This is a genomic window from Streptomyces sp. NPDC029164 (assembly GCF_055563995.1).
This window is the reverse complement of sequence record NZ_JBVHWW010000040.1, coordinates 44535-70015: the sequence shown is the minus strand read 5'-3', so window position 1 is coordinate 70015 and position 25481 is coordinate 44535. Positions and strand designations below refer to the sequence as shown.

General features: G+C 73.2%; 23 protein-coding genes and 1 pseudogene. 16 read left to right on the top strand and 8 right to left on the bottom strand.

Annotated elements, in window-relative coordinates; genetic code table 11:
- Positions 1 to 41 precede the first annotated feature (41 nt).
- From metE to ACZ4VT_RS31515, 4 genes and pseudogenes are all read left to right on the top strand, one after another.
- A complete protein-coding gene (gene metE / locus ACZ4VT_RS31530; RefSeq protein WP_467954850.1) occupies positions 42 to 2366 on the top strand; it encodes a 5-methyltetrahydropteroyltriglutamate--homocysteine S-methyltransferase in 2325 nt (774 codons plus the stop codon).
- A gap of 141 nt (positions 2367 to 2507) precedes the next feature.
- Positions 2508 to 2711: pseudogene (locus ACZ4VT_RS31525) on the top strand (dihydropteroate synthase); the annotation flags it as partial.
- A gap of 203 nt (positions 2712 to 2914) precedes the next feature.
- Positions 2915 to 4750, top strand: a complete 1836-nt coding sequence (locus tag ACZ4VT_RS31520) for a glycoside hydrolase family 15 protein (RefSeq protein ID WP_467954849.1) — start codon at positions 2915 to 2917, stop codon at positions 4748 to 4750.
- Between the two features lie 232 nt (positions 4751 to 4982).
- A complete protein-coding gene (locus tag ACZ4VT_RS31515) occupies positions 4983 to 5519 on the top strand; it encodes a hypothetical protein (protein WP_467954848.1) in 537 nt (178 codons plus the stop codon).
- 30 nt (positions 5520 to 5549) lie between these two features.
- On the opposite strand, the gene ACZ4VT_RS31510 is transcribed toward ACZ4VT_RS31515, so the two are convergent.
- Positions 5550 to 6203, bottom strand: a complete 654-nt coding sequence (locus ACZ4VT_RS31510; RefSeq protein ID WP_467954847.1) for a DUF4232 domain-containing protein — start codon at positions 6201 to 6203, stop codon at positions 5550 to 5552.
- A 185-nt stretch (positions 6204 to 6388) separates the two neighbouring features.
- Positions 6389 to 6799: an arsenate reductase ArsC gene (locus ACZ4VT_RS31505; protein ID WP_467954846.1), complete on the bottom strand. Its 411-nt coding sequence runs from the start codon at positions 6797 to 6799 to the stop codon at positions 6389 to 6391.
- Positions 6800 to 6855: 56 nt separating this feature from the next.
- On the opposite strand from ACZ4VT_RS31505, the gene ACZ4VT_RS31500 reads away from it, so the two are divergent.
- The 4 genes from ACZ4VT_RS31500 to ACZ4VT_RS31485 all read left to right on the top strand — a co-directional run bounded on the left by ACZ4VT_RS31500 (position 6856) and on the right by ACZ4VT_RS31485 (position 9213).
- A complete protein-coding gene (locus tag ACZ4VT_RS31500; RefSeq protein WP_467954845.1) occupies positions 6856 to 7170 on the top strand; it encodes an ArsR/SmtB family transcription factor in 315 nt (104 codons plus the stop codon).
- Between the two features lie 40 nt (positions 7171 to 7210).
- Positions 7211 to 8002 (top strand): aquaporin, encoded by a 792-nt coding sequence (locus tag ACZ4VT_RS31495; RefSeq protein WP_467954843.1) that lies wholly within the window; start codon positions 7211 to 7213, stop codon positions 8000 to 8002.
- 69 nt (positions 8003 to 8071) lie between these two features.
- On the top strand, positions 8072 to 8464 hold the full coding sequence (locus tag ACZ4VT_RS31490; RefSeq protein WP_467954841.1) for a TOBE domain-containing protein: 393 nt from the start codon (positions 8072 to 8074) through the stop codon (positions 8462 to 8464).
- A 122-nt stretch (positions 8465 to 8586) separates the two neighbouring features.
- Positions 8587 to 9213: a class I SAM-dependent methyltransferase gene (locus ACZ4VT_RS31485; RefSeq protein WP_467954839.1), complete on the top strand. Its 627-nt coding sequence runs from the start codon at positions 8587 to 8589 to the stop codon at positions 9211 to 9213.
- 25 nt (positions 9214 to 9238) lie between these two features.
- Here ACZ4VT_RS31485 and ACZ4VT_RS31480 read toward each other — a convergent pair whose 3' ends face one another.
- The 3 genes from ACZ4VT_RS31480 to ACZ4VT_RS31470 form a co-directional block, all read right to left on the bottom strand.
- Positions 9239 to 9706, bottom strand: a complete 468-nt coding sequence (locus tag ACZ4VT_RS31480) for a MarR family transcriptional regulator (RefSeq protein WP_467954837.1) — start codon at positions 9704 to 9706, stop codon at positions 9239 to 9241.
- A 228-nt stretch (positions 9707 to 9934) separates the two neighbouring features.
- Positions 9935 to 10588, bottom strand: coding sequence for a fasciclin domain-containing protein (locus ACZ4VT_RS31475; RefSeq protein ID WP_467954835.1), 654 nt, complete (start codon positions 10586 to 10588; stop codon positions 9935 to 9937).
- A 127-nt stretch (positions 10589 to 10715) separates the two neighbouring features.
- The gene (locus tag ACZ4VT_RS31470) at positions 10716 to 12302 is read right to left on the bottom strand and encodes a molybdopterin-dependent oxidoreductase (RefSeq protein ID WP_467954833.1); all 1587 of its coding nucleotides are present in this window, start codon (positions 12300 to 12302) and stop codon (positions 10716 to 10718) included.
- Between the two features lie 378 nt (positions 12303 to 12680).
- Here ACZ4VT_RS31470 and sigK point away from each other — a divergent pair, with 378 nt between their 5' ends.
- Positions 12681 to 13277, top strand: a complete 597-nt coding sequence (gene sigK / locus ACZ4VT_RS31465) for an ECF RNA polymerase sigma factor SigK (RefSeq protein ID WP_467954831.1) — start codon at positions 12681 to 12683, stop codon at positions 13275 to 13277.
- Positions 13274 to 14023, top strand: coding sequence for an anti-sigma factor (locus ACZ4VT_RS31460; RefSeq protein ID WP_467954829.1), 750 nt, complete (start codon positions 13274 to 13276; stop codon positions 14021 to 14023). The genes sigK and ACZ4VT_RS31460 overlap by 4 nt, the downstream gene beginning before the upstream one ends.
- A gap of 377 nt (positions 14024 to 14400) precedes the next feature.
- Here the strand turns inward: ACZ4VT_RS31460 and ACZ4VT_RS31455 are convergent, their stop codons facing one another.
- Together ACZ4VT_RS31455 and ACZ4VT_RS31450 are read right to left on the bottom strand one after the other, a co-directional pair.
- On the bottom strand, positions 14401 to 14670 hold the full coding sequence (locus tag ACZ4VT_RS31455; RefSeq protein ID WP_467954827.1) for a hypothetical protein: 270 nt from the start codon (positions 14668 to 14670) through the stop codon (positions 14401 to 14403).
- Positions 14671 to 14804: 134 nt separating this feature from the next.
- Positions 14805 to 15734, bottom strand: coding sequence for a Crp/Fnr family transcriptional regulator (locus ACZ4VT_RS31450; RefSeq protein ID WP_467954825.1), 930 nt, complete (start codon positions 15732 to 15734; stop codon positions 14805 to 14807).
- 369 nt (positions 15735 to 16103) lie between these two features.
- Between ACZ4VT_RS31450 and ACZ4VT_RS31445 the strand changes: the two genes are divergently transcribed.
- The 6 genes from ACZ4VT_RS31445 to ACZ4VT_RS31420 are packed head-to-tail and all read left to right on the top strand — an operon-like array spanning position 16104 to position 24346.
- Positions 16104 to 17360 (top strand): Hsp70 family protein, encoded by a 1257-nt coding sequence (locus ACZ4VT_RS31445; RefSeq protein WP_467954823.1) that lies wholly within the window; start codon positions 16104 to 16106, stop codon positions 17358 to 17360.
- A 49-nt stretch (positions 17361 to 17409) separates the two neighbouring features.
- Positions 17410 to 18306 (top strand): TRAFAC clade GTPase domain-containing protein, encoded by an 897-nt coding sequence (locus tag ACZ4VT_RS31440; RefSeq protein ID WP_467954821.1) that lies wholly within the window; start codon positions 17410 to 17412, stop codon positions 18304 to 18306.
- Positions 18307 to 18364: 58 nt separating this feature from the next.
- The gene (locus ACZ4VT_RS31435; RefSeq protein WP_467954819.1) at positions 18365 to 19423 is read left to right on the top strand and encodes a hypothetical protein; all 1059 of its coding nucleotides are present in this window, start codon (positions 18365 to 18367) and stop codon (positions 19421 to 19423) included.
- A gap of 5 nt (positions 19424 to 19428) precedes the next feature.
- A complete protein-coding gene (locus ACZ4VT_RS31430) occupies positions 19429 to 20808 on the top strand; it encodes a hypothetical protein (protein ID WP_467954817.1) in 1380 nt (459 codons plus the stop codon).
- Positions 20805 to 22760 (top strand): dynamin family protein, encoded by a 1956-nt coding sequence (locus tag ACZ4VT_RS31425; protein WP_467954815.1) that lies wholly within the window; start codon positions 20805 to 20807, stop codon positions 22758 to 22760. Before ACZ4VT_RS31430 ends, ACZ4VT_RS31425 begins: the two co-directional genes overlap by 4 nt.
- Complete coding sequence (locus ACZ4VT_RS31420; protein WP_467954813.1) at positions 22757 to 24346, top strand: GTPase; 1590 nt, start codon at positions 22757 to 22759, stop codon at positions 24344 to 24346. Before ACZ4VT_RS31425 ends, ACZ4VT_RS31420 begins: the two co-directional genes overlap by 4 nt.
- Positions 24347 to 24349: 3 nt before the next feature.
- On the opposite strand, the gene ACZ4VT_RS31415 is transcribed toward ACZ4VT_RS31420, so the two are convergent.
- Positions 24350 to 25342, bottom strand: a complete 993-nt coding sequence (locus ACZ4VT_RS31415) for a hypothetical protein (protein WP_467954811.1) — start codon at positions 25340 to 25342, stop codon at positions 24350 to 24352.
- Positions 25343 to 25481 lie beyond the last annotated feature (139 nt).

The following is a 25481-nucleotide window of genomic DNA, read 5'->3' as shown; positions in this document are numbered from 1 at the left end:
CCCACTGGGTCCATGGAGACACGCTCGCGAAGGAGAGTTCCGTGACCACCGAGTCCGCAGCCGCGGCAGTACAGGCCACCGTCCACGGCTACCCCCGTCAGGGCCAGAACCGCGAACTGAAGAAGGCGATCGAGGGCTACTGGAAGGGCCGCGTCACCGCGGACGCCCTCCGGGAGACCGCCCGCGAGCTGCGCCGGGCCCACTGGGCCCAGCTGGCCGAAGCCGGCATCACCGAAGTCCCGACCGGAGACTTCTCGTACTACGACCACGTCCTGGACACCACGGTCATGGTCGGCGCGATCCCCACCCGCCACCGGGCCGCCGTCGAAGCCGACGCCCTGGACGGCTACTTCGCGATGGCGCGCGGTACGCAGGACGTGGCCCCGCTGGAGATGACCAAGTGGTTCGACACGAACTACCACTACCTGGTCCCCGAGCTCGGCCCCGACACCGTCTTCACCGCCGACTCCACCCAGCAGATCGCCGAACTCGCCGAGGCCCTCTCCTCGGGGCACACGGCCCGGCCCGTGCTCGTCGGCCCGGTCACCTACCTGCTCCTGGCCAAGTCCGCCCCGGGCGTGGCCGCCGGCTTCGAGCCGATCACCCTGCTGGACCGGCTGCTGCCCGTCTACGCCCAGGTGCTCGCCGAGCTCCGCGCGGCGGGTGCCGAGTGGGTCCAGCTGGACGAGCCGGCCCTGGTCCAGGACCGCACTCCGGCCGAGCTGAACGCCGCAGCCCGCACCTACCGGGAGCTCGGCGCCCGCACGGACCGCCCGAAGCTGCTCGTCGCCTCGTACTTCGACCGGCTCGGCGAAGCGCTTCCGGTGCTGGCGAAGGCCCCGGTGGAGGGCCTCGCCCTCGACTTCACCGATGCCGCCGCCGCCAACCTCGCCGACCTCGCGGCAGTCGGCGGGCTCCCGGGCAAGCGCCTCGTCGCGGGTGTGGTCAACGGACGCAACATCTGGATCAACGACTACCAGAAGTCGCTGACCACGCTCGGGACCCTCCTCGGGCTCGCCGACCAGGTCGACGTCTCCGCGTCCTGCTCCCTCCTGCACGTGCCGCTGGACGCCGGCGCCGAGCGCGACATCGACCCGCAGGTGCGGCGCTGGCTCGCCTTCGCCCGCCAGAAGACGAACGAGATCACCACGCTCGCCCGCGGCCTCGCCCAGGGCACCGACGCGATCACCCCCGAACTCGCCGCGAACCGCGCCGACCTGGCCTCCCGCGCGACTTCCCCGATCACCCACGATCCCGCGGTGCGGGCCCGCACCGCGGCGATCACCGACGCGGACGGGCGCCGCCCCCAGCCGTACGCCGACCGTGCGGTCGCCCAGCGTGCCCACCTGGGGCTGCCGCTGCTGCCCACCACCACGATCGGCTCGTTCCCGCAGACCGACGAACTGCGCGTGGCCCGAGCCGACCTGCGGGCCGGGCGCCTCGACGCCGCAGGTTACGAGGAGCGGATCAAGGACGAGATCCGGGAGGTGCTCGCGTTCCAGGAGAAGACGGGCATCGACGTCCTCGTGCACGGTGAGCCCGAGCGCAACGACATGGTGCAGTACTTCGCCGAGCAGCTGACGGGGTACCTGGCGACCCAGCACGGCTGGGTCCAGTCCTACGGCACCCGGTACGTGCGCCCGCCGGTCCTGGCCGGGGACATCTCCCGTCCGGAGCCGATGACCGTGCGCTGGACGACGTACGCCCAGTCGCAGACGAGCAAGCCGGTCAAGGGCATGCTGACCGGCCCGGTCACCATGCTCGCCTGGTCCTTCGTACGCGACGACCAGCCCCTCGGCGAGACCGCCCGCCAGGTCGGACTGGCCCTGCGCGACGAGGTCAACGACCTCGAAGCGGCCGGCGCTTCGGTGATCCAGGTGGACGAGCCCGCCCTGCGCGAGACGCTTCCGCTGCGCGCGGACGGCCACGCCGACTACCTGGCGTGGGCCACGGAGTCCTTCCGGCTGACGACCTCGGGCGTGCGGCCGGAGACCCAGATCCACACCCACATGTGCTACGCGGAGTTCGGCGACATCGTCCAGGCCATCGACGACCTCGACGCCGACGTCATCAGCCTGGAGGCCGCCCGGTCCCACATGCAGGTCGCGACCGAGCTCGCCGAGCACGGCTACCCGCGCGAGGCCGGCCCCGGCGTCTGGGACATCCACTCCCCGCGCATCCCCTCGGCGGCCGAGGCGGCGGCCCTCCTGCGCAAGGGGCTGGAGGCCATCCCGGCGGAGCGGCTCTGGGTCAACCCCGACTGCGGGCTGAAGACCCGCGGTTGGACCGAGACCCGCGCCTCCCTGGAGAACCTCGTCGCGGCGGCGCGCGAGGTCCGCGCGGAGACCGGCACCGCGACCGTCTGATCCGCGTGCGGGTCGGAACATCCATGACCGGATGTTCCGACCCGATCGCGGGGACGTTCCCGGACACGTCTGGCGAAGGAGAGTTCCGTGACAGCGAAGCCCGCAGCCGCGGCACCTCGCCCGCCGGACGGAGTCCCCGTCATGAGCTCCGTCGAGGGTCTGCCCGGCTGGGACCGCTGCGCGGTCATGGGCGTCGTCAACGTGACCCCGGACTCGTTCTCCGACGGGGACCACCGGTTCGACAGGGCCGCTGCCGTCAAACGCGGCCTGAGTCTGGTGGCCGACGGCGCCGACGGCGCCGACGTCTGCGGCGAATCGACCCGTCCCGGCGCGTCCCGCGTCGAGCCCTCCGCAGGAGGCTGCCAGCGCGTTCGCTCCGTCGAAGACCACGGCGAGTTGCCGGCCGAGGGCCCATAGTGATCGACGGGAGAAATCGGAAACGGGTGGCTGAACCGTGGCGGCCGTCGGGCCCCCGCCCCGCGTAGCGGTCTAGCATGAAGAGCGAGGTTTCATCTCCAGGCCCGGGCCACAGCGGCAGGGAGGCCGGTATGGCGTTCGACACGGCTGGTTTCGAGCAGGTGGACGGCGGCCGTTACATCCCGATCTCCGAGCACGGCCTGATCGGCGATCTCCGTACGACCGCCCTGGTCGGCACGAACGGCACCATCGATTGGTACTGCTGCCCGCGCTTCGACGCGCCCAGCGTCTTCGGGTCCATCCTCGACGCCGACCGCGGCGGATCGTTCGAGTTGGCCGCCGAGGTGCCGAGCCGCACCAGACAGTTCTACTTCCCCGACACGAACGTGCTGATCACACGGTTCTTCGCCGCGGACGGCGTGGCGGAGATCCAGGACTTCATGCCCGTGGTCGACGAGTCGCGCGAGGCGGCCCGGCACCGGCTGATCCGGCGCGTGATCTGCGTCCGCGGAACCCTTCCCTTCCGGGCACGGATCGCCCCCCGCTTCGGCTACGGCGCCGAAGCGCACACCACGCACCTCGAAGGCCACACGGCGGTGTTCCGCTCCCCGTCACTGACGCTCGCGCTGACCTCCACCGCCCCCCTGGAGAGCGACGGCCTGGACGTGTGGTCGCAGTTCAAACTCCTTGAGGGTGAGTCCCACGTGTTCGCCCTCGACCAGATCGGCGACGGCCTCCCGCCCCGGTCCTGCCCACGCGCCGAGGCGCAGGAGCAGGCCGAGGCGACCGTCCGGTTCTGGCGCCACTGGCTGGCCGGTTCCCGCTACCACGGGCGGTGGCGGGAGATGGTGAACCGCTCCGCGCTGGTGCTGAAGCTGCTCACCTACGCGCCCACCGGCGCGATCGTCGCCGCACCGACCACCAGCCTTCCCGAACAGATCGGCGGCGGGCGCAACTGGGACTACCGCTACGTCTGGGTCCGCGACGCCGCCTTCTGCGTCTACGCGATGCTGCGCCTGGGGTTCACCTCGGAGGCCGAGGCGTTCATGGGCTTCATCTCCGAGCGGGGCATCCTGCGGGGCATGGGGGAGACCGGCCCGTTGCAGATCATGTACGGCATCGACGGGCGCACCGACCTGCCCGAGTACGAGCTTCCGCACCTGGAGGGGTACCTCGGCTCCGGACCGGTCCGGGTGGGCAACGCCGCCACCGGCCAGCTCCAGCTGGACATCTACGGTGCGCTGATCGACTCGATCTACCTCTACGACAAGTGGGGGCAGCCGATCAGCAGTGACCGCTGGGACGAGGTCGGCGCCGTGGTGGACTGGCTGTGCGAGCACTGGGACCAGCCCGACGAGGGGGTGTGGGAGACCAGGGCGGGCCGGCGGGACTTCGTGTACTCGCGGCTGATGTGCTGGGTGGCGCTGGAACGCGCGATGCGCATGGCGAACCGCCGCGGTCTGCCGGCGGACCTGCCCCGCTGGCGGGAGTCCCGGGACGCGATCTACCGGCAGATCATGCGGCGCGGCTGGTCGGCCGAGCGAGGGGCGTTCGTCCAGGGGCTGGACGACCACGTGCTGGACGCCTCGCTGCTGATGATGCCGATGGCCAAGTTCATCTCGCCCACCGACCCCAAGTGGCTCTCCACCCTGGACGCGCTCACCGCGGACCTGGTCTCCGACTCGCTGGTGTACCGCTACGACCCGATCGCCAGCCCGGACGGCCTGCACGGCCCCGAGGGCACCTTCTCGATCTGCTCCTTCTGGTACGTGGAGGCGCTGGCCCGCGCGGGCCGCCTGGAGGAGGCCCGGCTCGCCTTCGAGAAGATGCTCACCTACGGCAACCACCTCGGCTTGTTCGCGGAGGAGATCGGCCCGACCGGGGAACAACTGGGCAACTTCCCCCAGGCCTTCACCCACCTCTCGCTGATCAGCGCCGCCTTCAACCTGGACCGTGCGCTGGGCTGACAGGGCATCACCGCCGGGACGTGAACGACGAGTTCGGCATGAGCGAAGCTGGTACGGCCGGAATCCCCGTCATACCCGTGCCCGAACTCCGGTGGGCGTACCCCCCAACACGTGGGGGATGTCGCCCAGCTAATCTCGGCCATGGCGTGAAGTGATACTCACCGAAAGACCGAGGAAATATGGCCACTCGTTTCTCCGCGGCGCGACGCCGTGGGAGAGGTCCAGGTGCGCGATGAGGGTGGCTCCGGCCGTACGGGCCGTCGTGGCGGCCGCCCTGGCAGCGGGCGCTCTCAGCGCCTGCGACGCCGATGAGGAGGTGCTCCAGTACGGGACCGACTACGGCAATCACGAACCGCTGGGCGTGGTCGGCTATCCCAGCTCCGACTCCCTGCGGATCACGCAGAAGCTGATCTGGCGGCTGTCCGACGGCCGGACCGACGAACTGGAGTCGCTCGCGGCCGATGCCGATGCCGACGGGGTGAAGGAGGAGGTCGAGAAGACCGCGCAGAACTGGATCCGGACCTACCGGAAGGGAGCCGGCGGGAAGGTGACCGCGGAATTCTACGACGAGGGTTCCGTGCGGCAGTTCGTCGTCGTGTACTTCCACGACACCGCCCAGATCAAGGGGTTCTCGGTCCGCCTCACCGGTCCCACCGGAGAGGGCGGCTGGCGCGTGGACATGCGCGAGCCGGACCCGAAGGAGGTCTCGGTGGCCCCCGACTGGGTTCCGAAGACCCCCGGGGGTCTCGGCTCGAAGACACCGCTGTGAGATGGCCCGGACATCTCCCGCGCGGGCCGGTTACTCGGAGGGGACGGCGTCCTTCGGGGAGGTGTGCCAGTTGGTGACGACGGGCTTGTCGACGGTGATGCCGGCGACCGGCAGGGAGACCGGGTCGGGGTCGTTGGCGCCCACGGCGACGATGATGCTGTCCAGTTCCTTGCCGCCGTTCGCGTTGGTGCTCTTCGGGTTCACCCCGGCGTAGGCGGTGGTGCTCCCGCTCAGCGTGATCTGCCTGCCGACGGCCTGCTCCGCGGGACCGGCCTCCGTGCCGTCCGAACCGAAGGCCACGGTGGGAAGGGCGGCCGGCAGAACACAGGTGATCCCGGGCTTCGCCTTCGCGATGATCAGGATGTATCCGCCGGCCTGGCTCTCGGACCTGGTGCTCCAGGAGATGTCGTGGGCGCCGCAGACCTGCCCGACCGGCTTCCGCTCGCCGTCGCCGGTGTCGGCTCCGGAGCCGGCCCCGTCCTTGGTCCCCTTGGCGGTCGCCGTCGGCGAGCCGGACGGGGCGGCCGCGCCGGCGGCCGGAGTGGGGGACGAAGAACCTTGCGCGCCGCCGGCGCCCGGGGCCGCGTCCGAAGCCGCGTCCGTGCCCTGGCACGCAGTCATCAGCATCGCTGCGCCCATGAGGGCAGCGGTGATGAGGGAAGCCTTACGACGGTTGCCGGACATGAAATAGGTCCCCTTGTGAGGTCCGTGGTCGCGGGCGGAGCGGTTCGGCCCCGGTGCTGCACGATCACTGTGAGGGACCGCGAGCCGCGGGGACACCGACGTCTTCGTTCCAGGACAACGCTGTCGCCGATCGGTGACGTGATCGCGACGAACGCGGTCGGCCTCGGGGCGCGCCGCCGCGGCTCCTACTTGGCGTCGATCTCGGCGATCAGGCCCTCGATGAGGCGCTTGATCTCGTCGCGGATGGGGCGGACGGCCGCGACGCCCTGGCCGGCCGGGTCCTTGAGCTGCCAGTCGAGGTAGGTCTTGCCGGGGAAGTAGGGGCAGGCGTCGCCGCAGCCCATCGTGATGATGTAGTCGGAGGCCTGGGCGGCCTCGGGGGTGAGGATCTTCGGCTTCTGGCCGGAGATGTCGATGCCCAGCTCGGCCATGGCGGCCACGGCCGAGGGGTTGATCTGCTCGCCGGGCACGGAACCGGCGGAGCGGACCTCGACGCGGTCGCCCGCGAGGTGGCGCAGGAACCCGGCCGCCATCTGGGAGCGGCCCGCGTTGTGGATGCAGACGAACAGGACGGAGGCGGCTGGGGCGGAGGGCATCTGTTCTTCCCTTGTTCTTGCTTGGGGCGAGGCGATCGATGTGAAAGTATCAGCCCATGATGACGTCAGTCGATACTGATCTGATGCGGGTGCTGGCCGACCCGCTCAGGCTCCGGATCGTGACCCTGCTCGCCCGCGAGACGCTCTGCACCACCCACCTCGTGGAAGAGACGGGTGCCCGGCAGACGAACCTCTCCAACCACATGAAGGTGCTGCGGGAGGCCGGGGTCGTGGACACCGAGCCATGCGGGAGGTTCATCTACTACCGCCTGCGCCCGGAAGTCATCGAAGCCCTCGCCGGTCAGTTCGCCGGCCTCGCCCAGACCGCGCGGGCCACCGCCGAAGCGAACCTCAAGCGGTCCTGCCCGTAGCTCTTCGCGATGTGTCCCACCTGCCCGAGGAGAACCTGCCTTGACCGTCACCGAGCCCGCCGGCATCCCGATACCTGCCGGCGAGCCCCAGCCCGCGCCCGGCGCGACCCCGCCCCGCTCCTCCTCCCGCTCCCCGCTGATCGCCCGCGCCGCCGCCGAGCTGGTCGGGACCGCGGGCCTCGTGGCGGTCGTCGTCGGCTCGGGCATCCAGGCCACGAAACTCACCCAGGACGTGGCCCTCCAGCTGCTGGCCAACTCCACCGCCACCGTCTTCGGGCTCGGCGTCCTCATCGCACTCCTCGGCCCGGTGTCCGGCGCCCACTTCAACCCGGCCGTCACGGTGGCCGAGTGGTGGACCGCCCGCCGCGGCGGCGCCGGGGTCAACGCCCGCGAACTGTCCGTGTACGTGCTCTCGCAGGTCCTCGGCGCCATCGCGGGCGCGATCCTGGCGGACGCGATGTTCGGCGAGCCGCTGGTCAAGTGGTCCACCCACGACCGCTCCGCCGGGAACCTGCTGCTGGGTGAGGTCGTGGCCACCGCCGGTCTGATCCTGCTCGTCTTCGGCCTGGTCCGCACCGACCGCCTGCGCTTCGCCCCGGTCGCGGTGGCCTCGTACATCGGCGCCGCGTACTGGTTCACCTCCTCCACCTCCTTCGCCAACCCGGCCGTCACCATCGGCCGCGCCTTCACCGACACCTTCGCGGGCATCGCTCCGGCCTCGGTGCCCGGATTCGTGGGCATGCAGCTCGTGGGCGTCGTGGTGGGCCTGGCCCTCGTGGCGGTCATCTTCATGCGCGGCAAGCCCGCGGCTCCCGCAGCCCCCACGGCATGACGCGGCGCACGGCCCGTCCCGTCGAGCTCGGACGCGAGACGACCGACCTGCTCATCTAGGGTGTGGCGCATGGAGTCCTACACCATCGGCCAGGCGGCCGACTTGCTGGGCGTGAGCATCGACACCGCCCGGCGCTGGGCGGACGCCGACCGGTTCCCCACCCGCCGCGAGGGCAAGCGGCGCATCGTCGACGGGCCCGACCTCGCCGCCTTCTGCGTCGAGTTCGCCCAGGAGGGCGTGGGGGACGAGGACGCTTCGTACACCTCGGCCCGGAACGCCTTCCCCGGCATCATCACCGGCATCAAGGTAGGCGACGTCGCCGCCCAGGTCGAGATCCAGGCCGGCCCCCACCGGGTGGTGTCTCTGCTGACGCGCGAGGCCGTCGAGGAGCTCGGGATCGAGGTCGGGATGCGGGCCACCGCACGGGTCAAGTCGACGAGCGTGCACATCGAACGCGGCTGACCCGCGGTGGAGCGGGGGATCGGGTCGGCGGCTGCTGACCGAAGCGACCGCGGTCGCCAGCCCGGGAGCGTGGGGCCGGGGCACGGGTGTGAAGGTGCGCGGAAGTCGGCTACCTTCCCGGGATGGAGCACCAGGACGAGACCAGGGCGGCCTACGACGGGGTCGTCGAGCTGTACGCGTCGTTGTTCGCCGATCGGCTGGAGACGCAGCCGTTCGCGCGGGCCATGATCGGCACCTTCGCCGAGCTGGTGCGCGGGACGGGGAACCCGCGGACGGCCGACGTCGGCTGCGGGCCCGGACATCTGACGGCGATGCTGCACGAGCTGGGTCTGGACGCCTTCGGGCTCGACCTCTCCCCGGCCATGGTCGCCCACGCCCGGCGGGCTCATCCGGCGCTGCGGTTCGACGAGGCGCGGATGGAGGCCCTTCCGGTCGAGGACGGCGCGCTCGGCGGCGTGCTGGCCCACTACTCGATGATCCACACCCCGGCCGCGGAACTGCCCGCGCTGCTCGCCGAGCAGGTGCGTGCCCTGGCGCCGGGGGGCCTGCTCCTGGTCTCGTTCTTCGGGACCGACGGCCCGGACCCGGTGCGCTTCGACCACAAGGTGACGCCCGCCTACAGCTGGCCGGTGAATCGTTTCGCCGCGCTGCTGGCCGGCGCCGGCCTCGTCCCGTTCGCACGGCTGCTCCACGACCCGGCCTCCGAACGGGGCTTCCTCGACGCCCACGTGATGGCCCGCCGCCCGTAGGGCACCCGACCCGGTCCTCGGCCCGTCAGGCGACCGTTCCGCCCGCGTTGCGGATCAGCTGCTGAAGCACCTTCACCGTGGTGACGTAGTCCGCGTCGGCGATGCCCTCGTGGAGGGCGGCGCGGATTCCGGGAGCGTTGCGCGCGAGGTCGACGCGGGCCTGCTCCCCCTCCTCGGTGAGCCACAGCCGGTCCTCGGCGTCCCGGGTCAGCCAGCCGCGCTCCACGAGCACCGCCGCCTCCGCCGCCAGATCGTCCTCGGGCCGGATGTAGGAAGCCATGGCCTCCCGCAGCTCGGGCACGGTCATCCCCTCGCCGTCGGGCGAGATGTCGTTCTCCGACAGGTTGCGCAACAGCCAGAACTGGGGCTGGGTGTAGCCCTTCGCGGCCTGCTGGGCCCGGGTGTACGCGATGAGCGCCTCGTAGGCGACACCGGTCCAGTACGCGGCGGGCTGCCCGGCGAGTTCGGCGTCGGAGATCTGCTGAGTCGTCATGGGGTGTCCCCTCAGGGTACGTCGGTTCGGAGCCTGCGCGCCCGCAGGTCATACGGAGAACGTATGACCTCAAGTGCGGTTGAGGACAAGCGCGTGATCTGCTCGTCGGCGATCCGGTGTCCGGCGCGCAGGACCTCTTCGCCGGAGGTGCGACGCCTCGTGGCCCGGCACCTCCTTGCGGAACAGGGAGGTGCCGGGCCACTGCCGCATGGACGCCGCCGCAGGCGGCTACTTCGGCATGAGGACGGTGTCGATGATGTAGACGTTGGCGTTGGAGGTCTTCACGTTGCCGCACACCACGCCGGCGGTGCCGTTGACCTTGTAGGCCTCGCCGGAGCCCTTCGTCGTGACCATGCCCTTCTGCAGGGTCTCGAAGGAGCCGTTCTCCAGCTGCTTCGGGGTCAGCTCCTGGCCCACGACGTGGTAGGTGAGGATCTTGGTCAGCAACTCCTTGTCGGCCAGGACCTTGTCGAGGTCGGCCTTCGGGATCTTCGCGAAGGCGTCGTTGGTCGGGGCGAAGACGGTGATGGCCTTGGCGTTGTTCAGGGTGTCCACGAGCCCGGCCTGCTTGACCGCGGTGACCAGGGTGGACAGCGCGGGGTTGTTGGACGCCGCCGTGGCGACCGGGTCCTTGGCCATGCCGTCGAACGAGCCCGCCCCCTCCCGCGGTACGCCGGCACAGGCCGGGCCGAAGGGCTGGTCCGCCGTGATCGTGTCCCCGCCGGGGGTGCTCGCGCCGGACCCGGCCGAGTCGCCGGCGGTGGCGCCGGGCGCGGCGGCCGTGGTGTCGCTGGAGGAATCGGAGCAGGCGGCCAGGGAGAAGGGCAGCAGGACGGCTGCGGCGACGGCGATACCGGCACGGCGGATCTGAATGCTGTTCATGATCGGTTGCTCCTTGGGAGAGGGGTCGAATCGCTGGGGCGGTCGGGCGGTCGGGTAGTCGGACGGTTGGGCGGTTCTTGCCGGACCGTGCTCGGGTGAGGCCGGTCCGGTGGTCTCAGGAGGGGGCTCAGGGGACGGTGACGAAGACGCTGTGCCAGCCGCTCGCCCCGTCGGGGATGGTCCGGGCGCGCTGCTCGCTCTGCACCGCTCCCGTGCCGTCGGTGGCGCGGACGGCGAGCGTGTGCCCGCCCGGGGTGGCCTGCCAGCGGTGGGACCACTGGCGCCAGGTGTCGAGGGTGTCCTGGGCGGCGAGGTCGGCGTCCTGCCAGGGCTCGTCGTCGACGCGGACCTCGACACGGGTGATGCCGCGGTGCTGGGCCCACGCGACTCCGGCGATCACGACGGTGCCGACGGCGGGGCGGCCGAACGGCCTGGGGGTGTCGATGCGGGACTGGGTCTTGATCGGTGCTCGGCGGGCCCAGGCGCGTTTCACCCAGTACGGGTCGTACGCGTCGAACGTGGTGAGCTCGATGTCGGTGATCCACTTGCACGCGGAGACGTATCCGTACAGGCCCGGGACGAGCATGCGGACGGGGAAGCCGTGGTCGAAGGGAAGGGGCTCACCGTTCATTCCGACCGCGAGCATGGCGTCGCGTCCGTCCATGACGTCCTCGACGGGAGACCCGAGCGTCATGCCGTCCACGGAGCGGGCGACCAGCTGGTCGGCGCTGCCGCCCTTCGACGGCGGCCTGACACCGCATTCGGACAGCAGGCCGGCCAGCGGAACACCGAGCCAGCGGGCGTTGCCGACGTACGGGCCGCCCACCTCGTTCGATACGCACGCGAGGGTGATGTCCCGTTCGATCAGCGGGCGGGCCAGGAGCTGGTCGAGGGTGTAACTGCGGGGGCGGGGCACGCCCTTGCCGTGAACGCGCAGCCTCCAGGTGCCGGCATCGACCTTCGGGACGACCAGGGCGGTGTCGACGCGGTAGAAGTCCCGGTTGGACGTCGTGAAGGCGCTGATCCCCGGAACCTTCAGCGGTGCTCCGGGCGGAACCGGGGGAGCCGGCGAGGCGGGGGCGGGCAGGGCGAGACGGTCGCGGGACGCGAGGGCGCCCCGGCCTCGCTGCCCGGACAGAGCGCGGCCCAGCGCACCTGCGCCGGTGGCGGCCAGGGCCGTCGCGGTCGCCGCGGTGAGGAACCCCCGCCGGCTCCAGCCGCCCCCGGTGCCCTCATCACCCGGCGGGGAGCCGGCGGGGGTGGCCTTGCCCGCCAGAACGTACAAGACGGCAGCGCCGGCGAGCGTGCCCGCGAGCGAGGGCAGCACATCGGCAACCCCCGCGGAATCGGGCCGGCTCAGAGCCGCGGCCGCGCCGACGATCCCGAACACCAGGACCCCGGCCGCCCCCGCACGCCGATTGCGCAGGGCCAGAACACCCAGGGCGACCGCGAAGAGGGCCAGCACGAGCAGGATGCCGAGCTGGAGGACCCTCTTGTCGTTCTCGCCGAACGTGCGGATCGCGAAGTCCTTCACCGCGGCCGGGGTGCGGTCGACGACGGCGCCACCGACCACCGTCACCGGTCCCGCGGCCGGCCGCAACAGGCCCGCGACCAGCTCGGCCACGGCGAGGGCGGCGAACCCGGCCACAAGCCCGGCCAGTGCACCACGGGCGGTGCGGACGATGGTGTTGCGGAAGCTGCTCACACCCCGCATTCGGCTCCGCCCACCCGGCGGATGGGTCTGTCACCCGAACGAGTGGCAGCCCCCGTTGCGGCAATGATTCCTGCATCCCCATGCCGGACATCGAGGGCAACGAGTTCTGCATCGGCTGAGCACGCGATGTGGCCGTCGACGGTGCAGTTCCCCGATCGGGAAAACAGGTCGGGCCGGATCAGGGCAATCTCCGCCCATCCGCACGCGCGTCCGCTACGAAGTACCGGGCAGACACCCATACGGACCTGTGGCCGGACCGCCCCACGGTGGCGGGCCGGACCGCTCTAGGACAAGGACTGCCATGCGATGGACACCCCACCCCGGGGCGGCCGGCTCCGGCCGCCCCTTCGCCTGGTCGCCGCGGCCGGAGTTCTCCCTATGAGTCAGCCCCTCCCGTCCGGTTCCGCGGCACGCACCGGTCGCGGCGACCTCGCCGTCCTCGCCGAGGTCATGCAGAGGGTCGCCCACGGTGACAAAGAGGCCTTCTCGGCCCTCTACGACGCTCTCGCGCCCATGGTCTTCGGGATCGTGGTCAAGGTCGTGCGCGACCGGGCCCAGTCGGAGGAGGTCGCGCAGGAGGTCATGATCGACCTGTGGCGGCAGGCCGCCCGCTACCGGCCCGAGTCCGGCAGCGTGAGTACGTGGGCGGCGACCATCGCCCACCGGCGGGCCGTCGACCGGGTCCGCTCGGCGCAGGCCGCCGCCGACCGTGAGCACGCCCAGGCCGCCCGCGAGCACCGCACGGCGTTCGACGAGGTCGCCGAGCAGGTCGAGACGCGCCTGGAGAGCGAGCAGGTCCGGCGCTGCCTGCGCCGTCTGACCGAGCTCCAGCGTCAGGCCGTGACCCTGGCCTACTACCGGGGACTGACCTACCGTGAAGTCGCCCAAACGCTTCGCACGCCGCTTCCGACCATCAAGACACGCATGCGCGACGGGCTGATCCGGCTTCGCGACTGCATGGGGGTGACCGCGTGAAACACCACGCAACCGATGTCCACGACCTGGCGGCCGCGTACGCGCTCAACGCCCTGGACACCGACGAGCGCGAGGAGTTCGCCGCGCACCTCCCCGGGTGTGAGACATGCCGGCAGGACGCAGCCGACTTCGAGGCCACCGCCGCTCGCCTGGCGGCTGCCGCGGCCCAGACCCCGCCCACCGCGATGAAACAGTGGACGATGGCGGCCGTCGACGGCGTCCGCCAGCTCCCACCCCGCGTCCCCACAGCCTCCCCGGTCTCCTTCCGCGGCCTCCTGCGCCGCAAGGCGGTCCCTCTCGCGCTGGCCGCAAGTCTGGCCGCCGCCGCGTCATTTGCCGGCCTGGCGGCGTGGCAGAACCAGCAGAACCGGCAGCTCGAACAGCGGGCCCGGCAGAGCGAGCAGCGCCTCGACGCCGTGAGTACCGTCCTGGCCGCTCCGGACGCACGTACCGTTCACGGACGGGCCGGCAACGGAGCCCTCACCACCGTCGTCGCCTCCGACCGGCAGAACGAGGCCGTCTTCACCGCCACCGGCCTGCCCGCCCCGGCCGCGGGCACGACGTACCAGCTGTGGCTCGACCACGACGGAACGTTGAGCCCGGCCGGATTCATCCGCCAGGACGGCACCGTCCTGCTCGACGGGAACACCGCCGGTGCCCGCGCCGTCGGCCTCACCCTCGAACCCGCCGGGGGATCCCCGCAGCCCACCACCACCCCCTTGCTCCTGATGCCCATCCGCGCCTGAACCACAGGTCTTCCGGGCGGACGTGGCGCCTGCGCCTTGCCAGCCAAGTAGTCGCCGCCGCCGCGCTCACCAGGCCCGCCATCGCGGGCGGCGCCTACGTCCTTCACCGGACCCGAAGCCGTATCCCACCCCGAACTCGCCCGTCGGATCAGCGCATTGACCGGACATCAGATCCGCTACGTGCACCTCGCCCCGGACGAACCGCGCGCCGAACTCGTCCACCGCGCCCACATGCCCGCCTGGCTCGCGGACCACGTGACGGAGATCCGGCAACTCGCCATCGCCCGGCACCCGGCCCGACCCGACGCGCGCAGGCGAACGCGACCTGGAGGTGTCACGGGGCCGCGTCGGCTGAGCCGTACTCCTGGGGCAAGGTGTCAGGGTGTCGCCGAGCGGGCGTCCCGGGCATCGCCGAAGTCCCACAGGCAGACCACGGACCGGTCGCCGCCGGTGGACCGGACCGGGGCGTTGACCTCGGACAGGAAGGAGGTCAGGTACGGCTGCCGGCCCGCCCACCGGGCCGCGAACCACGAGCCGACGTCGTCGCGCAGCAGCAGCTCGGCCATCGGCGGGCTGCACACCGCCAGCACGTCGCCGGGCAGCGTGGTCAGCCGCGCCCAGCCGACCCGCGCGGCGTCGGCGGGCAACCGGCCCGATGTGAGCTGATGTAGGCCAGTCTGGGCTGGTCTGGGGCGGTGTGGGCCGATCCGGGCCGGGTGTGGTCCGGCTGCGGGGCGGGGGAGGGCCGGGGAACGGCCGGGGAACGGCCGGGTGAGAGGGCTCAGCCCGTCTCGGACAGCGGGCCGTCCTCGTCCGGCGCCGCCGCCGGCGCGGGCACCGGGCCGTGCGCGGCCAGGGGTGCGCTGTAGGGCCCGGTGGCCGGTTCGGCGCGTGGCGGGCTCGGTTCCAGCGGCGGCCGCTTCGGCCGGGGCTGCCGGGGTCCGCGCGGGATGGGGGCTCCCGGGAGCAGGGTCCCGGCGGCCGGCCAGCCGCTCTGCCCCGCGATGGCCCGCAGGATGCCGGGCTCGCGGACGATGATCCCCCGGTACTTGGTGGCCACGGCGCCGGCGGCGCGCAGGCTGCGCAGGGCACGCTGCACGCTGGCGTCGGAGATCCCGGCGAGGGCGGCGAGGTCCGCGTGGCTCAGCGGTACGTCGATCCGCAGGCCTTCCGGGACGGTGCGCGCGTAGCTGCGTACCAGGTTGTCCAGGGTCCGGGCGAGACGGACCGTGGCCGTACCGCTGCTGGAGTCGATGCGGTGGCGCGTGGCCCCGCGCAGCTTGCCCGCCACCGACCGCTGCACGACCTCCGACGCGGTCGGGCTCTCCCGTAAGAAGGAGCGGAAGGCGGCGGCGGTCAGGACCCGGGTGGCGGTGGGCCGGACCGCGACGACGGTGGCGGACCGCGGCTGGCCGTCCAGCGCGGAGATCTCGCCGACGAGTTCGCCGTGTACGCGCAGGGCCAGCAGCACGGTGGCGCCGTCCTCGGCGCCGCCGAACACCTTCACGCAGCCCGAGGTGATCAGCAGGGCCGTCGTCTCGGGGCCTCCTTCCCGTATGAGGGCCTCCCCGACGCCGTACGTGACGATCCGGCCGAGGCCGACCAGGGTCTCGCGGTCGCCGGCCGCCAGATTGGCCATGACGGTGCCCCGGGGCCAACGACTCACTGCGGTCGTGTGGTTCCCGGAGCTGGACTGGGTGTGTGTGCGCATGGGAGCCCCCTCGGCTTTCACGCCCGCTCGTGCACGGGGCGGTGCCAGTGCGAGGAACTTAACGCACCCGGAAGTTGTCCGGGGATGAGATGGACAGACCGGATCAGGTAACGCCCCGGGCTGGTGGAGCGAGACATTCCTCATCTGCACCACAGGCCGCGGTCCGCCCCAACCAGGCTACTCACCAGTCACGTTGTGGCGACCGCAGGCCCCTCCGGCTCCTTCGGTGCCGCCGGATCCCCGCGACCCGGGCGCGCGCCCGCATTCCCTCACCTGACCGGTTCTCGACTGCCGCCCTCCGCCACGATGAGGCTCCCGGCGCGGGGAGCGCCGGGCCAGGGAGCGGGACGACATCACCCGGGGGGAGTCGTGGCCAACGGCAGGGGCACCACCCGTGCGGGGCGAGGGGAGCGGGAGTGGTCGCTCGCCGTCGACTTCGGCACCTGTTTCACCACGGCGGCCACGTCCGGGGACGAGGCCGCCGCCGGTGCCGTCGGCCCCCGCTCCCTGGAAATCGAGAACAGCCGCTGCCTGCCGGCCCTGGTCTGCCTGGACGACAGCGGCGCCCTCCTCACCGGCCGGGCCGCGCAGCAGCGCGCGGCGCACCACCCCGACCAGGCCGAACGCGCCCCCAAGCGGGCCCTGGCCCGGCAGTCGGCGGTGCTCCTGGGCGGCCGGCCCGTCCCCGCCGCGGAACTCGCCGCCGCGGTCCTGCGCCGCGTGTACGCCGAGGCCCGCGCCGCGCACGAGGGCCGCGCGCCCTCCCGTACCGTCCTCACCCACCCCGCCCGCTGGGGCACGGCCGAACGAGGCAGGCTCGCCGACGCCGCCGCCCGCGCGGGCATAACCGACCCCGGCTTCCTGCCCGAACCGGTGGCGGCCGCGCTGCACCACGGCCAGGTGCACGCGGTCCCCGAGGGCGGCGCCGTCGCCGTCTACGACCTCGGCGGCGGCACCTTCGACACCGCGGTGCTGCGCCGTACCGCCCGCGGGTTCGACACCGTCGCCATCGGTGGTGACCCCTACCTCGGCGGCGAGGACCTCGACGAGTGCCTGCGCGACCTCCTCGCCGAACGCGCCGCCGACCGCGACCCCGACCCCTGGCACGCCCTCTGGGAGGACCCCGGGCCGCCCGCCGCGGCCCAGCGGGCCGCGCTCGGCCGGGAGTTGACGGCGGCGCGCGAAGCCCTCTCGCAGACCGGCTCGGTGGACCTCGCCGTGCCCGGCTACCCGCAGCCGTTCCTGATCCGCGCGCACGAATACAGCGCCGCCGCCGAGCCCCTGCTCACCCGCAGCTACGAGCTGCTGGCGGCCACCATCGCGGACGCCGGGCTCGACCCCGCCGACGTACACGAGATCGTCCTGACCGGCGGGGCCAGCCGCACCCCCCGGGTGTCCGACCTGATCGCCGAGCGGACCGGGCGGCTGCCGCTGCTCACCGCCGACCCCAAGTCCGCCGTCGTCCTCGGCGCCCTGGCCGTCCTGCCGGTGACGCGGTCGCCCGGATCGACGGAGGCGGCGCAGCCGCCGGACGCGGACGGCGATGCGGCGGCCCCCGGCGGGCGCGTCCGGCGCTATCTGAACCCGGACGGGGACCTGGGCTTCCGCTTCGTGCCGCATCCCTGACCCGCCCGTATCCCCGACACCGCTTTCCCCACGAGGCCGAGGGAGCCCGATGGACATCGTCATGCTGGGCCACAGCGCGGCAGGCAAGACCACCTACGTCTCACTCATGTACGCCGCGATGCGCGACGGCATCCAGGGCTTCAGCCTGCGCACCGACGACCTCCACGTCCACGGCGCGCTGACCGCCGCCGCCGAGTCCGTGCTGCGCGGCCGCTACCCGGGCATGAGCAGCAGGCGCCAGGTCTTCGAGTTCGTCCTCCAGTACCAGGGCCGCGACGTGCTGCCCTTCCGCTGGCGCGACTACCGCGGCGGTGCCCTGACGGAACGCCAGGCCGACAGCCCGCAGGCCGGGCAGCTCCAGCAGGACCTCGTCGAGGCCCAGGGCATCGTCGTGTTCGTCGACGCCCACCAGCTCCTGACCGACAGCGGGTCCCACCGCTACACGCGCCGGATGACCGTCCTGGTCCAGCGGGCATTGGAGGCCCGCGGCGACCAGCTCACCCCGCTCGTCCTCGCCTTCACCAAGAGCGACCTGCTCGACCTGGACCGGCCGGGACTGCTGGACCGGCTCGTGGAGCCCTTCGACGCCCTGATCGCCGGAGTGGCCCGGACCCAGCACCTGCGCGGCGCCGTGGCGCTGGTGGCCTGCGGCCCCGAACCGGTCAACGTGGCCGTGCCCGTGCTGTGGAGCCTGCACTACGGCATCGTCGGCCGGGGGCTGGCCCTGCACTCCTCCATCGAGGACGCCCTCGCCTCCGCCCGGCGCGCCGCCGCCAACGACACCACCTGGGACCGGATCTCCAGCTGGTGGAAGGAGGAGAGCTCCTGGGCCGAGATCAGCGCCCGCCACGAGCACACCGCCCAGGCCGAGTACGAGCTCCTGGAACCGCTCTTCGAACCGGCCGAACGCCTCGCGGGCCTGCTGGAGGGCGTCCCCTGCTTCTGAGCCCGTTGCCTTCGAACCCGTGTCCGTCCCGCGCCACCGAAACGGGAGAACTCCACGCATGAGCGACCACCGGATCACCATGACCATGCTGGGCGCCACCGGCTCCGGCAAGACCACCTACCTGCACGGCATGTACGCCACGCTCTCGATGGGCCTGCGCGGCTACTTCATGTACGCCACCGACCCGGACACCGACCTCGACCTCGCCGAGGCCTGGGAGAAGCTGTGCGCCGACGGCAGACTGCCGGCGCCGAACAACGAGGACCCGATCGACTACGAGTTCGTCCTGCGGCACGGTGTGACCTCGCTGGTCGACTTCGACTGCCAGGACTTCCGCGGCGGCGCGGCCACCCAGCGCGGCGGCGAGGGCGCCCCCGCCGACATCGCCGCCCTGACCGAACGCCTGGAGCGCTCCGACAGCATCTTCCTCGTCCTGGACGGGCAGCACGTGGGCCGCTGGGTCGCCGACGACACCCCGGCCCACCTCAACCCCGCCGCCGACCCCATGAAGATCGCCCGCTTCTCCCGGGCCATCTCCAACGTCTGCGACCAGCGGCGGCAGCGGGGCGAGCCCTCGCCCTCGATCGTCGTGCTGGTCACCAAGGCCGACCTGCTGGGGACCATCTCCGGACTGGCCACCCACGAGGCCCTGGAGAAGACCGCGCGCAACCTCTCCAAGCTGGTCAAGGTCATCGACGCCGAAGGGGTCACGGCCATGCTCTGCCCCGTACAGCTCGGCAGCTTCGGCGGCGCCTCGCCCGTCACCGTGGACCCGACGCTCGTCGACCCGCAGAACCTGCACCACCCCATGATCTTCGCCCTGCTGCACTACCTCGACGAGGGCATCGTCCGACACGGCGAGGAGCACGTACGCGACGTGGAGCGGCAGCTCGACGAACAGGCACAGGAACTGGCCGGGCTGCGCAGCGGCGGCAGGATCAGGAACTACTTCAAGAAGAGCGAGATCAACCGGGTGGACGCCGAGATCGCCGCGGGCCGAGAACTGCACGGCGAGGCGCAGGCACGGGTCACCGCCGCCCGGGTCCGGGCCGAACAACTCGTCGAGGAGCTGCGGTACATGCCCATTTACCGCTCCGGCAAGCTCCAGATCGGCTGACGGCGATGTCCACGGAACACACCGAAGGGCACGACGGCCCCGGACCGCGGCCGGGCGGCGGCTGGTCGGCCGTCGTCTACGGCCGTACGTACCGGATCGACCGCTGGTGGCGGGCGCTGCCCGACGGGGCGACGCCCGGGGGACCGCTCGGACGCACGGTCCTCGCCCTCGTCGCCGGCGGTACGCGGCTCGACGTCGCGCCCCGCTTCGTCCTGTACCGGGGCGCGTACGGCGTCCTGGTCGGCGTCGCCTGCCAGGTGCCGCTGCTGGGCCCCGAGATGGCGCACGACGAGCACGGCAGGCCGCTGTACGGGTTCGTCGGCTGGCACCACCCGGACCGGGCGCCCGCGCACGACCTGCCGGGCCTCGGCGAACTGGAGGCCTCCTTCCCGCACTGGGCGGGCGCCACCTACCGGGCCTGGGCCGCACCGGTCTGGGACATCGCCCTCGCAGCGGACGCGGAGACGCTCACCAGCACCGCGGCGGCGGCTCCCTGGGAGGGGCGCGGGCGGACGGCCGACCCCGCCGCCGCGCGGCACTGGCTGCCGGCCCTCTCCGCGGACGTCCACCTGTTGCCGGCGGGGCACGCGCACGAGCTGTGGGACGCCGCGCTCGCCGCCGGACCGATGGCGGACTGCGTCCTGACCACCGGCTGGCAGCGGTCCCGCGACGCCCGCGAGCCGGGTCTCACGCACGCCTGCTGCGCGGACGTCACCGAGCACCGCCGTACGCCGCACACGGCCCCCCCGGCCCCTGCCCACGCGCCTGTTCCGGCCCCCGCCGCGGTCCCGAAGCAGGTGCGCGGGGCGGAGCCGGAGCGCCGCCCCCGAGGGAAGGCCAGGAAGAGCCTCTGGACAGGGGCGACCGAGCTGGTGACCGGGGCGGCGAACGAGGTGTGGCGGTTCGTGGCCGATGCGGGCCGCTCCGACGAGCGGCCGCCGGCCCAGCGCCCCCGGCCCGCGCCGCAGCATCGTAGCCCCCGTCGTCCTGCGGACACCGAGTCGTACCTGACGGGCGGCGCGGCGTACGAGCCGGAGCCGCCCGCCCCGGGACTCCTCGGCCGCCCCCGCGAGGTGGACGCCGAACAGGCCTCGTTCGAAGGCTACTTCGACGCGTTCCGCCCACCCGCTGCCGACGCCGCGCCCTCCGGCCCGGTCGGGTTCGCCCGCCCCGGGACCGCCTCCGCGGCCGACGGCTCGGCCGCCGGAGGCACCGGCGCGACCCCCGCCCCCGGCAGCCCGGCAGGCCGCGCCGCCGGTACTGGCACGCCGGTCGGGACCGACGGGCGGTCCGGCCACGGCCCCGGCACCCCGCCCGCCGCCGAGGCCGACCCCGATTCCGGCCCCGACGACCCGCACCGCTCCCACCCAGGAGGGTCCGCATGACCGACAACCACCGTGCCCACCCCCGCGCCGCGGAGGTGCTGCGCCTCGTCGGGGACGCCGCCGTCCTCCTCGACCGCGCCGCCCGCTCCGACGCCGCGGACGGCCCCTACGGCTCGTCCCCCGACGGCGCGCCCGTCTCCCCGGAACTGGCCGTCGCCGTCCGTGCCGAGGCGGCCCGCATCCGGTCCGGCGCCGCCTCCCTCGTCGTCGTCGGTGAGAAGAAGCGCGGCAAGAGCTCCCTGATCAACGCCCTGATCGGGCACCGGGGCCTGCTGCCCGTGGAGGTCGACGTCGCCACCGGCGTCCACCTCGTCGTCCGGCACGCGGACACGCCCACCGCCGTCGCCCACCTGACCGACGGCTCCGCCCCGCTCACCATCGATCCGGCCGACATCGCCGAGTACGCCGCCGTCGACCCGGTCACCCAGACCGCCCGCCGCGACGACGTCCACCACGTCGAGGTCGGCGTCCCCGCACCCCTGCTCGCCTCCGGGCTGACCCTCGTGGACACCCCCGGCGTCGGCGGGCTCGTCGCCGGCCACGCCCGGATCACCATGGCGACCCTCTCCCAGGCCGACGCCCTGGTCTTCGTCGTCAACGGTTCCAGCGAGCTGACCGCGTCCGAACTCCGCTTCCTGGAACAGGCCACCGAACGCATCGCCGAGGTGGTCTTCGTCCTGACCCAGACCGACAAGTACCGTGAGTGGCCCGCCGTACTGGAACGCAACCGCGCGCTCCTCGCCGAGCACGCCCCCCGCTACGCCGCCGCCCCCTGGTTCCCCGTCAGCAGCCGGGCCAAGGGGGACGCGGACGCGGCGACCGCCGCCGGTGACCGGGAGACCGCCGCGCGCCGCCTGGAGGCCAGCGGCTTCGGCCCGCTCACCGAGGCGCTGTCCGGCCGGATCGCCGAGGAAGCCGCCGGACTGCGGCTCGCCAACGCCCTGCACGTCACGCTCTCCGTGCTCGCCCCGCTCGCCGCCGTACAGGAACGCCGGCTGCGCTCCCTCGCCCAGGACCCCACCCTCCAGGACGAGGTACGCGGCCATCGGGACGCCCTGCGCGCCCTCCAGCGCTCCGACGCCACCTGGCGCGGCAACCTCCGCCAGGCGGCCCGGGAGCTGGAACGCCGGCTCCGCGTCGGCTTCCAGCGCAACGTCAACGACCTGCGCCAGCTCGCCGAGGAGAAGACCGCCGCGTCCTCGGGCACCGACCTCGCCACCGAACTGCCCCGGGACCTGGAAGCCGGCGTCGAGGCCATCTGGCTGGACCTGGACAACGCGACCCGGGACGGCATCGCCCGGCTCGTCGCCCTCATGGAGCACCAGTGCAGGCTGGACGCCGGACCGGCCGTCGCCGAACTCGCCCTCGCCCGCCCCGAACGGCTGGACGCGCTCCCCACCCTGGTCAGCACCGGCCACGACAACAGCGGCGCCCTCGCCCTCGTCGAGCGGGTCATGCCCGCCTGGGGCGCGGGCGGTCTCGCGGCCACCGTGACGGCGCTCGCCACCGGCGGCGTCCTGCTGCCGCTCGCCGCCGGATTCGGCATGATCGCGCTGCTCTCCAACCGCCGCAAGCGCCGCACCGACCTCGGCCGGGTACGCGGTGACGCGATGCGTTACGCACACCGGATGGTGGCCGAACTGACCACCGAGATCCCTCCGGAGATCACCCGCACCGTCGACGACGTCAGCGAACGCATAGCGGTCCGCATCACCGACCAGGTCTCCGCCCAGCGGGCGCTCCTGGAGGGCGAACTGGAGGAACTCCAGCGCAACCTGGCGGCCGACCGGGAACAGCTCGCCAAGGAACGCGAACGCGCCCGGCGCCGCGCGGCCGCCCTGGGCGAGCTGATCACCCGGGGCCGCGATCTCGCCGCCGCCATCGGCCACCCGGCGGCAGCCGCGGCCGCCCAGGCCGAGGGGATCGTCGTACCGGCGCCGGAGACCGCATGACCGCACACCTCAATGGCCCCGCCGACCCCGCCGACCCGACCGCGGCGGGGCCGGCGGGGTCGACGGGGTCGACGGGCCCGCCGGGCGAGCTGTGCGGGCGCGTCGACGTCCTCTGCCGGGCCGCCGCCCCGCATCTGCCGCCCGGCGGGCCCGTCGCCGCCGTCCTCACCGCCGTACGGCTGCGCCTGGCCGAACCGGGCCTGCGCATCGCCGTCGGCGGCCGTATGAACGCGGGGAAGTCCACGCTCGTCAACGCCCTGCTCGGCCGCCGCCTGGCCGCCACCGGGGCCACCGAATGCACCACGCTGGTCGCCTGGTTCCGCGGCGGCGTGCAGAACCGCCTGGAGGTGCGCCGCACCGACGGCCGTTGCTACCACGTACCCGGCCGCCCCGGCGGCGGCATCCCCCGCGACGTGACCCTGCTCGGCTCGGCGCGCGAGGAGATCGAGGAGATCGTCGTCGAGACCGCCGGCGGCCGGGACCCGAGCAGACCCTGGACGGTGGTGGACACCCCGGGCATGGACACCCTCAGCGGACTCGACGGCATCGCGCTGCGCGCGCTCGGCGCCGCCGACGCGCTGCTGTATGTCATGCCGCACCCCGGCGCGGGGGACGCGGAGGCCCTGGAGGCACTGCGCCGCCAGGCCCACGGCCGGATGACCGCCCTCAACGTCGTCGGCGTCCTCAGCCGCATCGACGAACTCGGCGACGGCACCGGCGACCCCTGGCCCCGGGCCCGCCGCGTGGCCGCCACCTACTCCGCCCGGCTGACCGGCCTGCTGTCCGGTGTCGTGCCGGTGGCGGGACTGCTGGCGCAGACGGCGCTGGGCGAAGAGTTCACCGAGGCCGACGCCGCCTTGCTGGGGCGGCTCGCGACCGCGCCGCGCGAAGAGCTGGGCCGGGCGCTGTACTCCCCGCAGGAGTTCCTGCACTGGCCGGACGGCCCCCTCGACGCGCCCGGCCGAGCCCGGGTACTGGACCTGCTCGGCTGCTACGGCATCAGCGCCGCCGTGGCCGCCGTACCCGCCGTGGCCGGTCCCGCCGCCCGGCCCCTGCTTGCGGCGCTGCGGGCGGCTTCGGGCATCGACGCGCTCGTGGGCGAGATCCAGGAGCGCTTCGTCGCGGCCGCCGACCGGCTGCGGGCCGCCGCCGCCCTCGGCCTGCTCGACGAGGCCGCGCGCACCGCGCTCGCCGGCGACGCCCTCGCCCCGGCGGCCCGCCGCGCCCTCGACGACCTCCGGGCCGGGGTCGCCGCGCTGCGCCGCCACCCGTTGCTGCGCCAGACCGAACTCGCCCCGGCGCTGGCCGACTTCGCCGCCGGACGGCTGCGCCTGTCCGGGCCGGACACCGAGGCCCTGCTCCGCCTGGCCACCGGCACCACGACGGCCGCCTGCCTCGGCCTGCCGGAACCGGCCCCCGGTACGACGGCATCGGCATCGGCATCCGCGCGCGCGGCCCGTACGGCAGCCGAGGCGGCGGCCCGGTGGCGGCAGCTGGAATCGGGGCCGTCACGGGTCCTGCAACGCCACGCCCGTACGGCCCGCGAGCTGTGCGAGGAGATCTACTTCAGGGCCGCCTCCACCTGATCCTCACCACCGGTCGTGGCCGTGGTCGTCGTCCCAGTCCGCTTCGGGACGCGGGTCGGGCTCGTGGCCGTTCTCGCCGTGCACGTAGTCCGAGACCGAGGTGTAGCCGGTCCCGTCGGCCGACTCGATCACCTCGCTCCCGGTGAGGTGCCCGTCGTCCCAGGTCTGCCCACCCTCGTGGCCGTCATGGCTCATGTCCGCCAACTCCTCGCCGATCCGGTGGTCGTGCGGGTCGTGTTGGTCGTGCTGGTCGTGCCGGGCCTGCGGGGCGTCATGCCGGTCATGGCTGTGCGCGTCCGTCGAGTGGCCCTCGGGGTCGTCACCCTGGTGCTGTGCCCTGACCAGGATGTACGTCCCGGACACGCCGAGGGCGGCGCCTCCCGCCCGTACGCCGCGGCCGCGCGGGGCCGCTTGCGTGCCCGGCGGGGGGACCGCCACCCCGAGGGGAGCCGTACGGCCCCGGGGCAGCACACTGATCCACGCGTCCGAGGAGAACCGCTTCTCCGGGATGTCCACCCGCACCGGACGGAACGCCGAGCCGGTCAGACCGCCCGCACCGGTCGCGAAGGTGTCCGCGTACAGGTCGGCCGACACGATCAGTGCCATGTCGCTGCCCGCCGACTCCGCGAGCGCCGTACGCAGTTCAGCGGAGTCCAGCAGCCGCGACGCCAGCTCCACCGACCAGGCGACGAAACCCAGCGGTGCCCGCTGCACCGACCCCTGCGCGAGCGCGGCGCGCAGCCGGATCTGCTCATCGGCCGCCGCCCGCGAGTTGAGCACGGGCAGCATGTCCCGCAGCCCCTGCACCAGTCCGGGCACGGCCTTCGCCTCGTCCACCCCGGCGGGCAGCAAGAGGAGTTGACCGTCACCCCGGTCCTGCCGCGCGCACCCCTGCCAGCGCACTCCGCCCCGCTCACAGGCGTAGTCCAGCGCGTGGGCGAGCCCGTCCTGCACCCGCATCTGGGCCTGATGCCTGCGCCCGCTGTACTTCTCCACGTCCACGATCAGACACAGTCGGCGCTGTCTGCCGCCCTGTGCGCCCATCCCGCGGCCCGCCATCGGCACCCCCCGCATCGAGCGTCCGGCAGGCTCAGGCTAGCGCCCCGGCACGACCCCGCGGAGCCCTTTCGGCCCA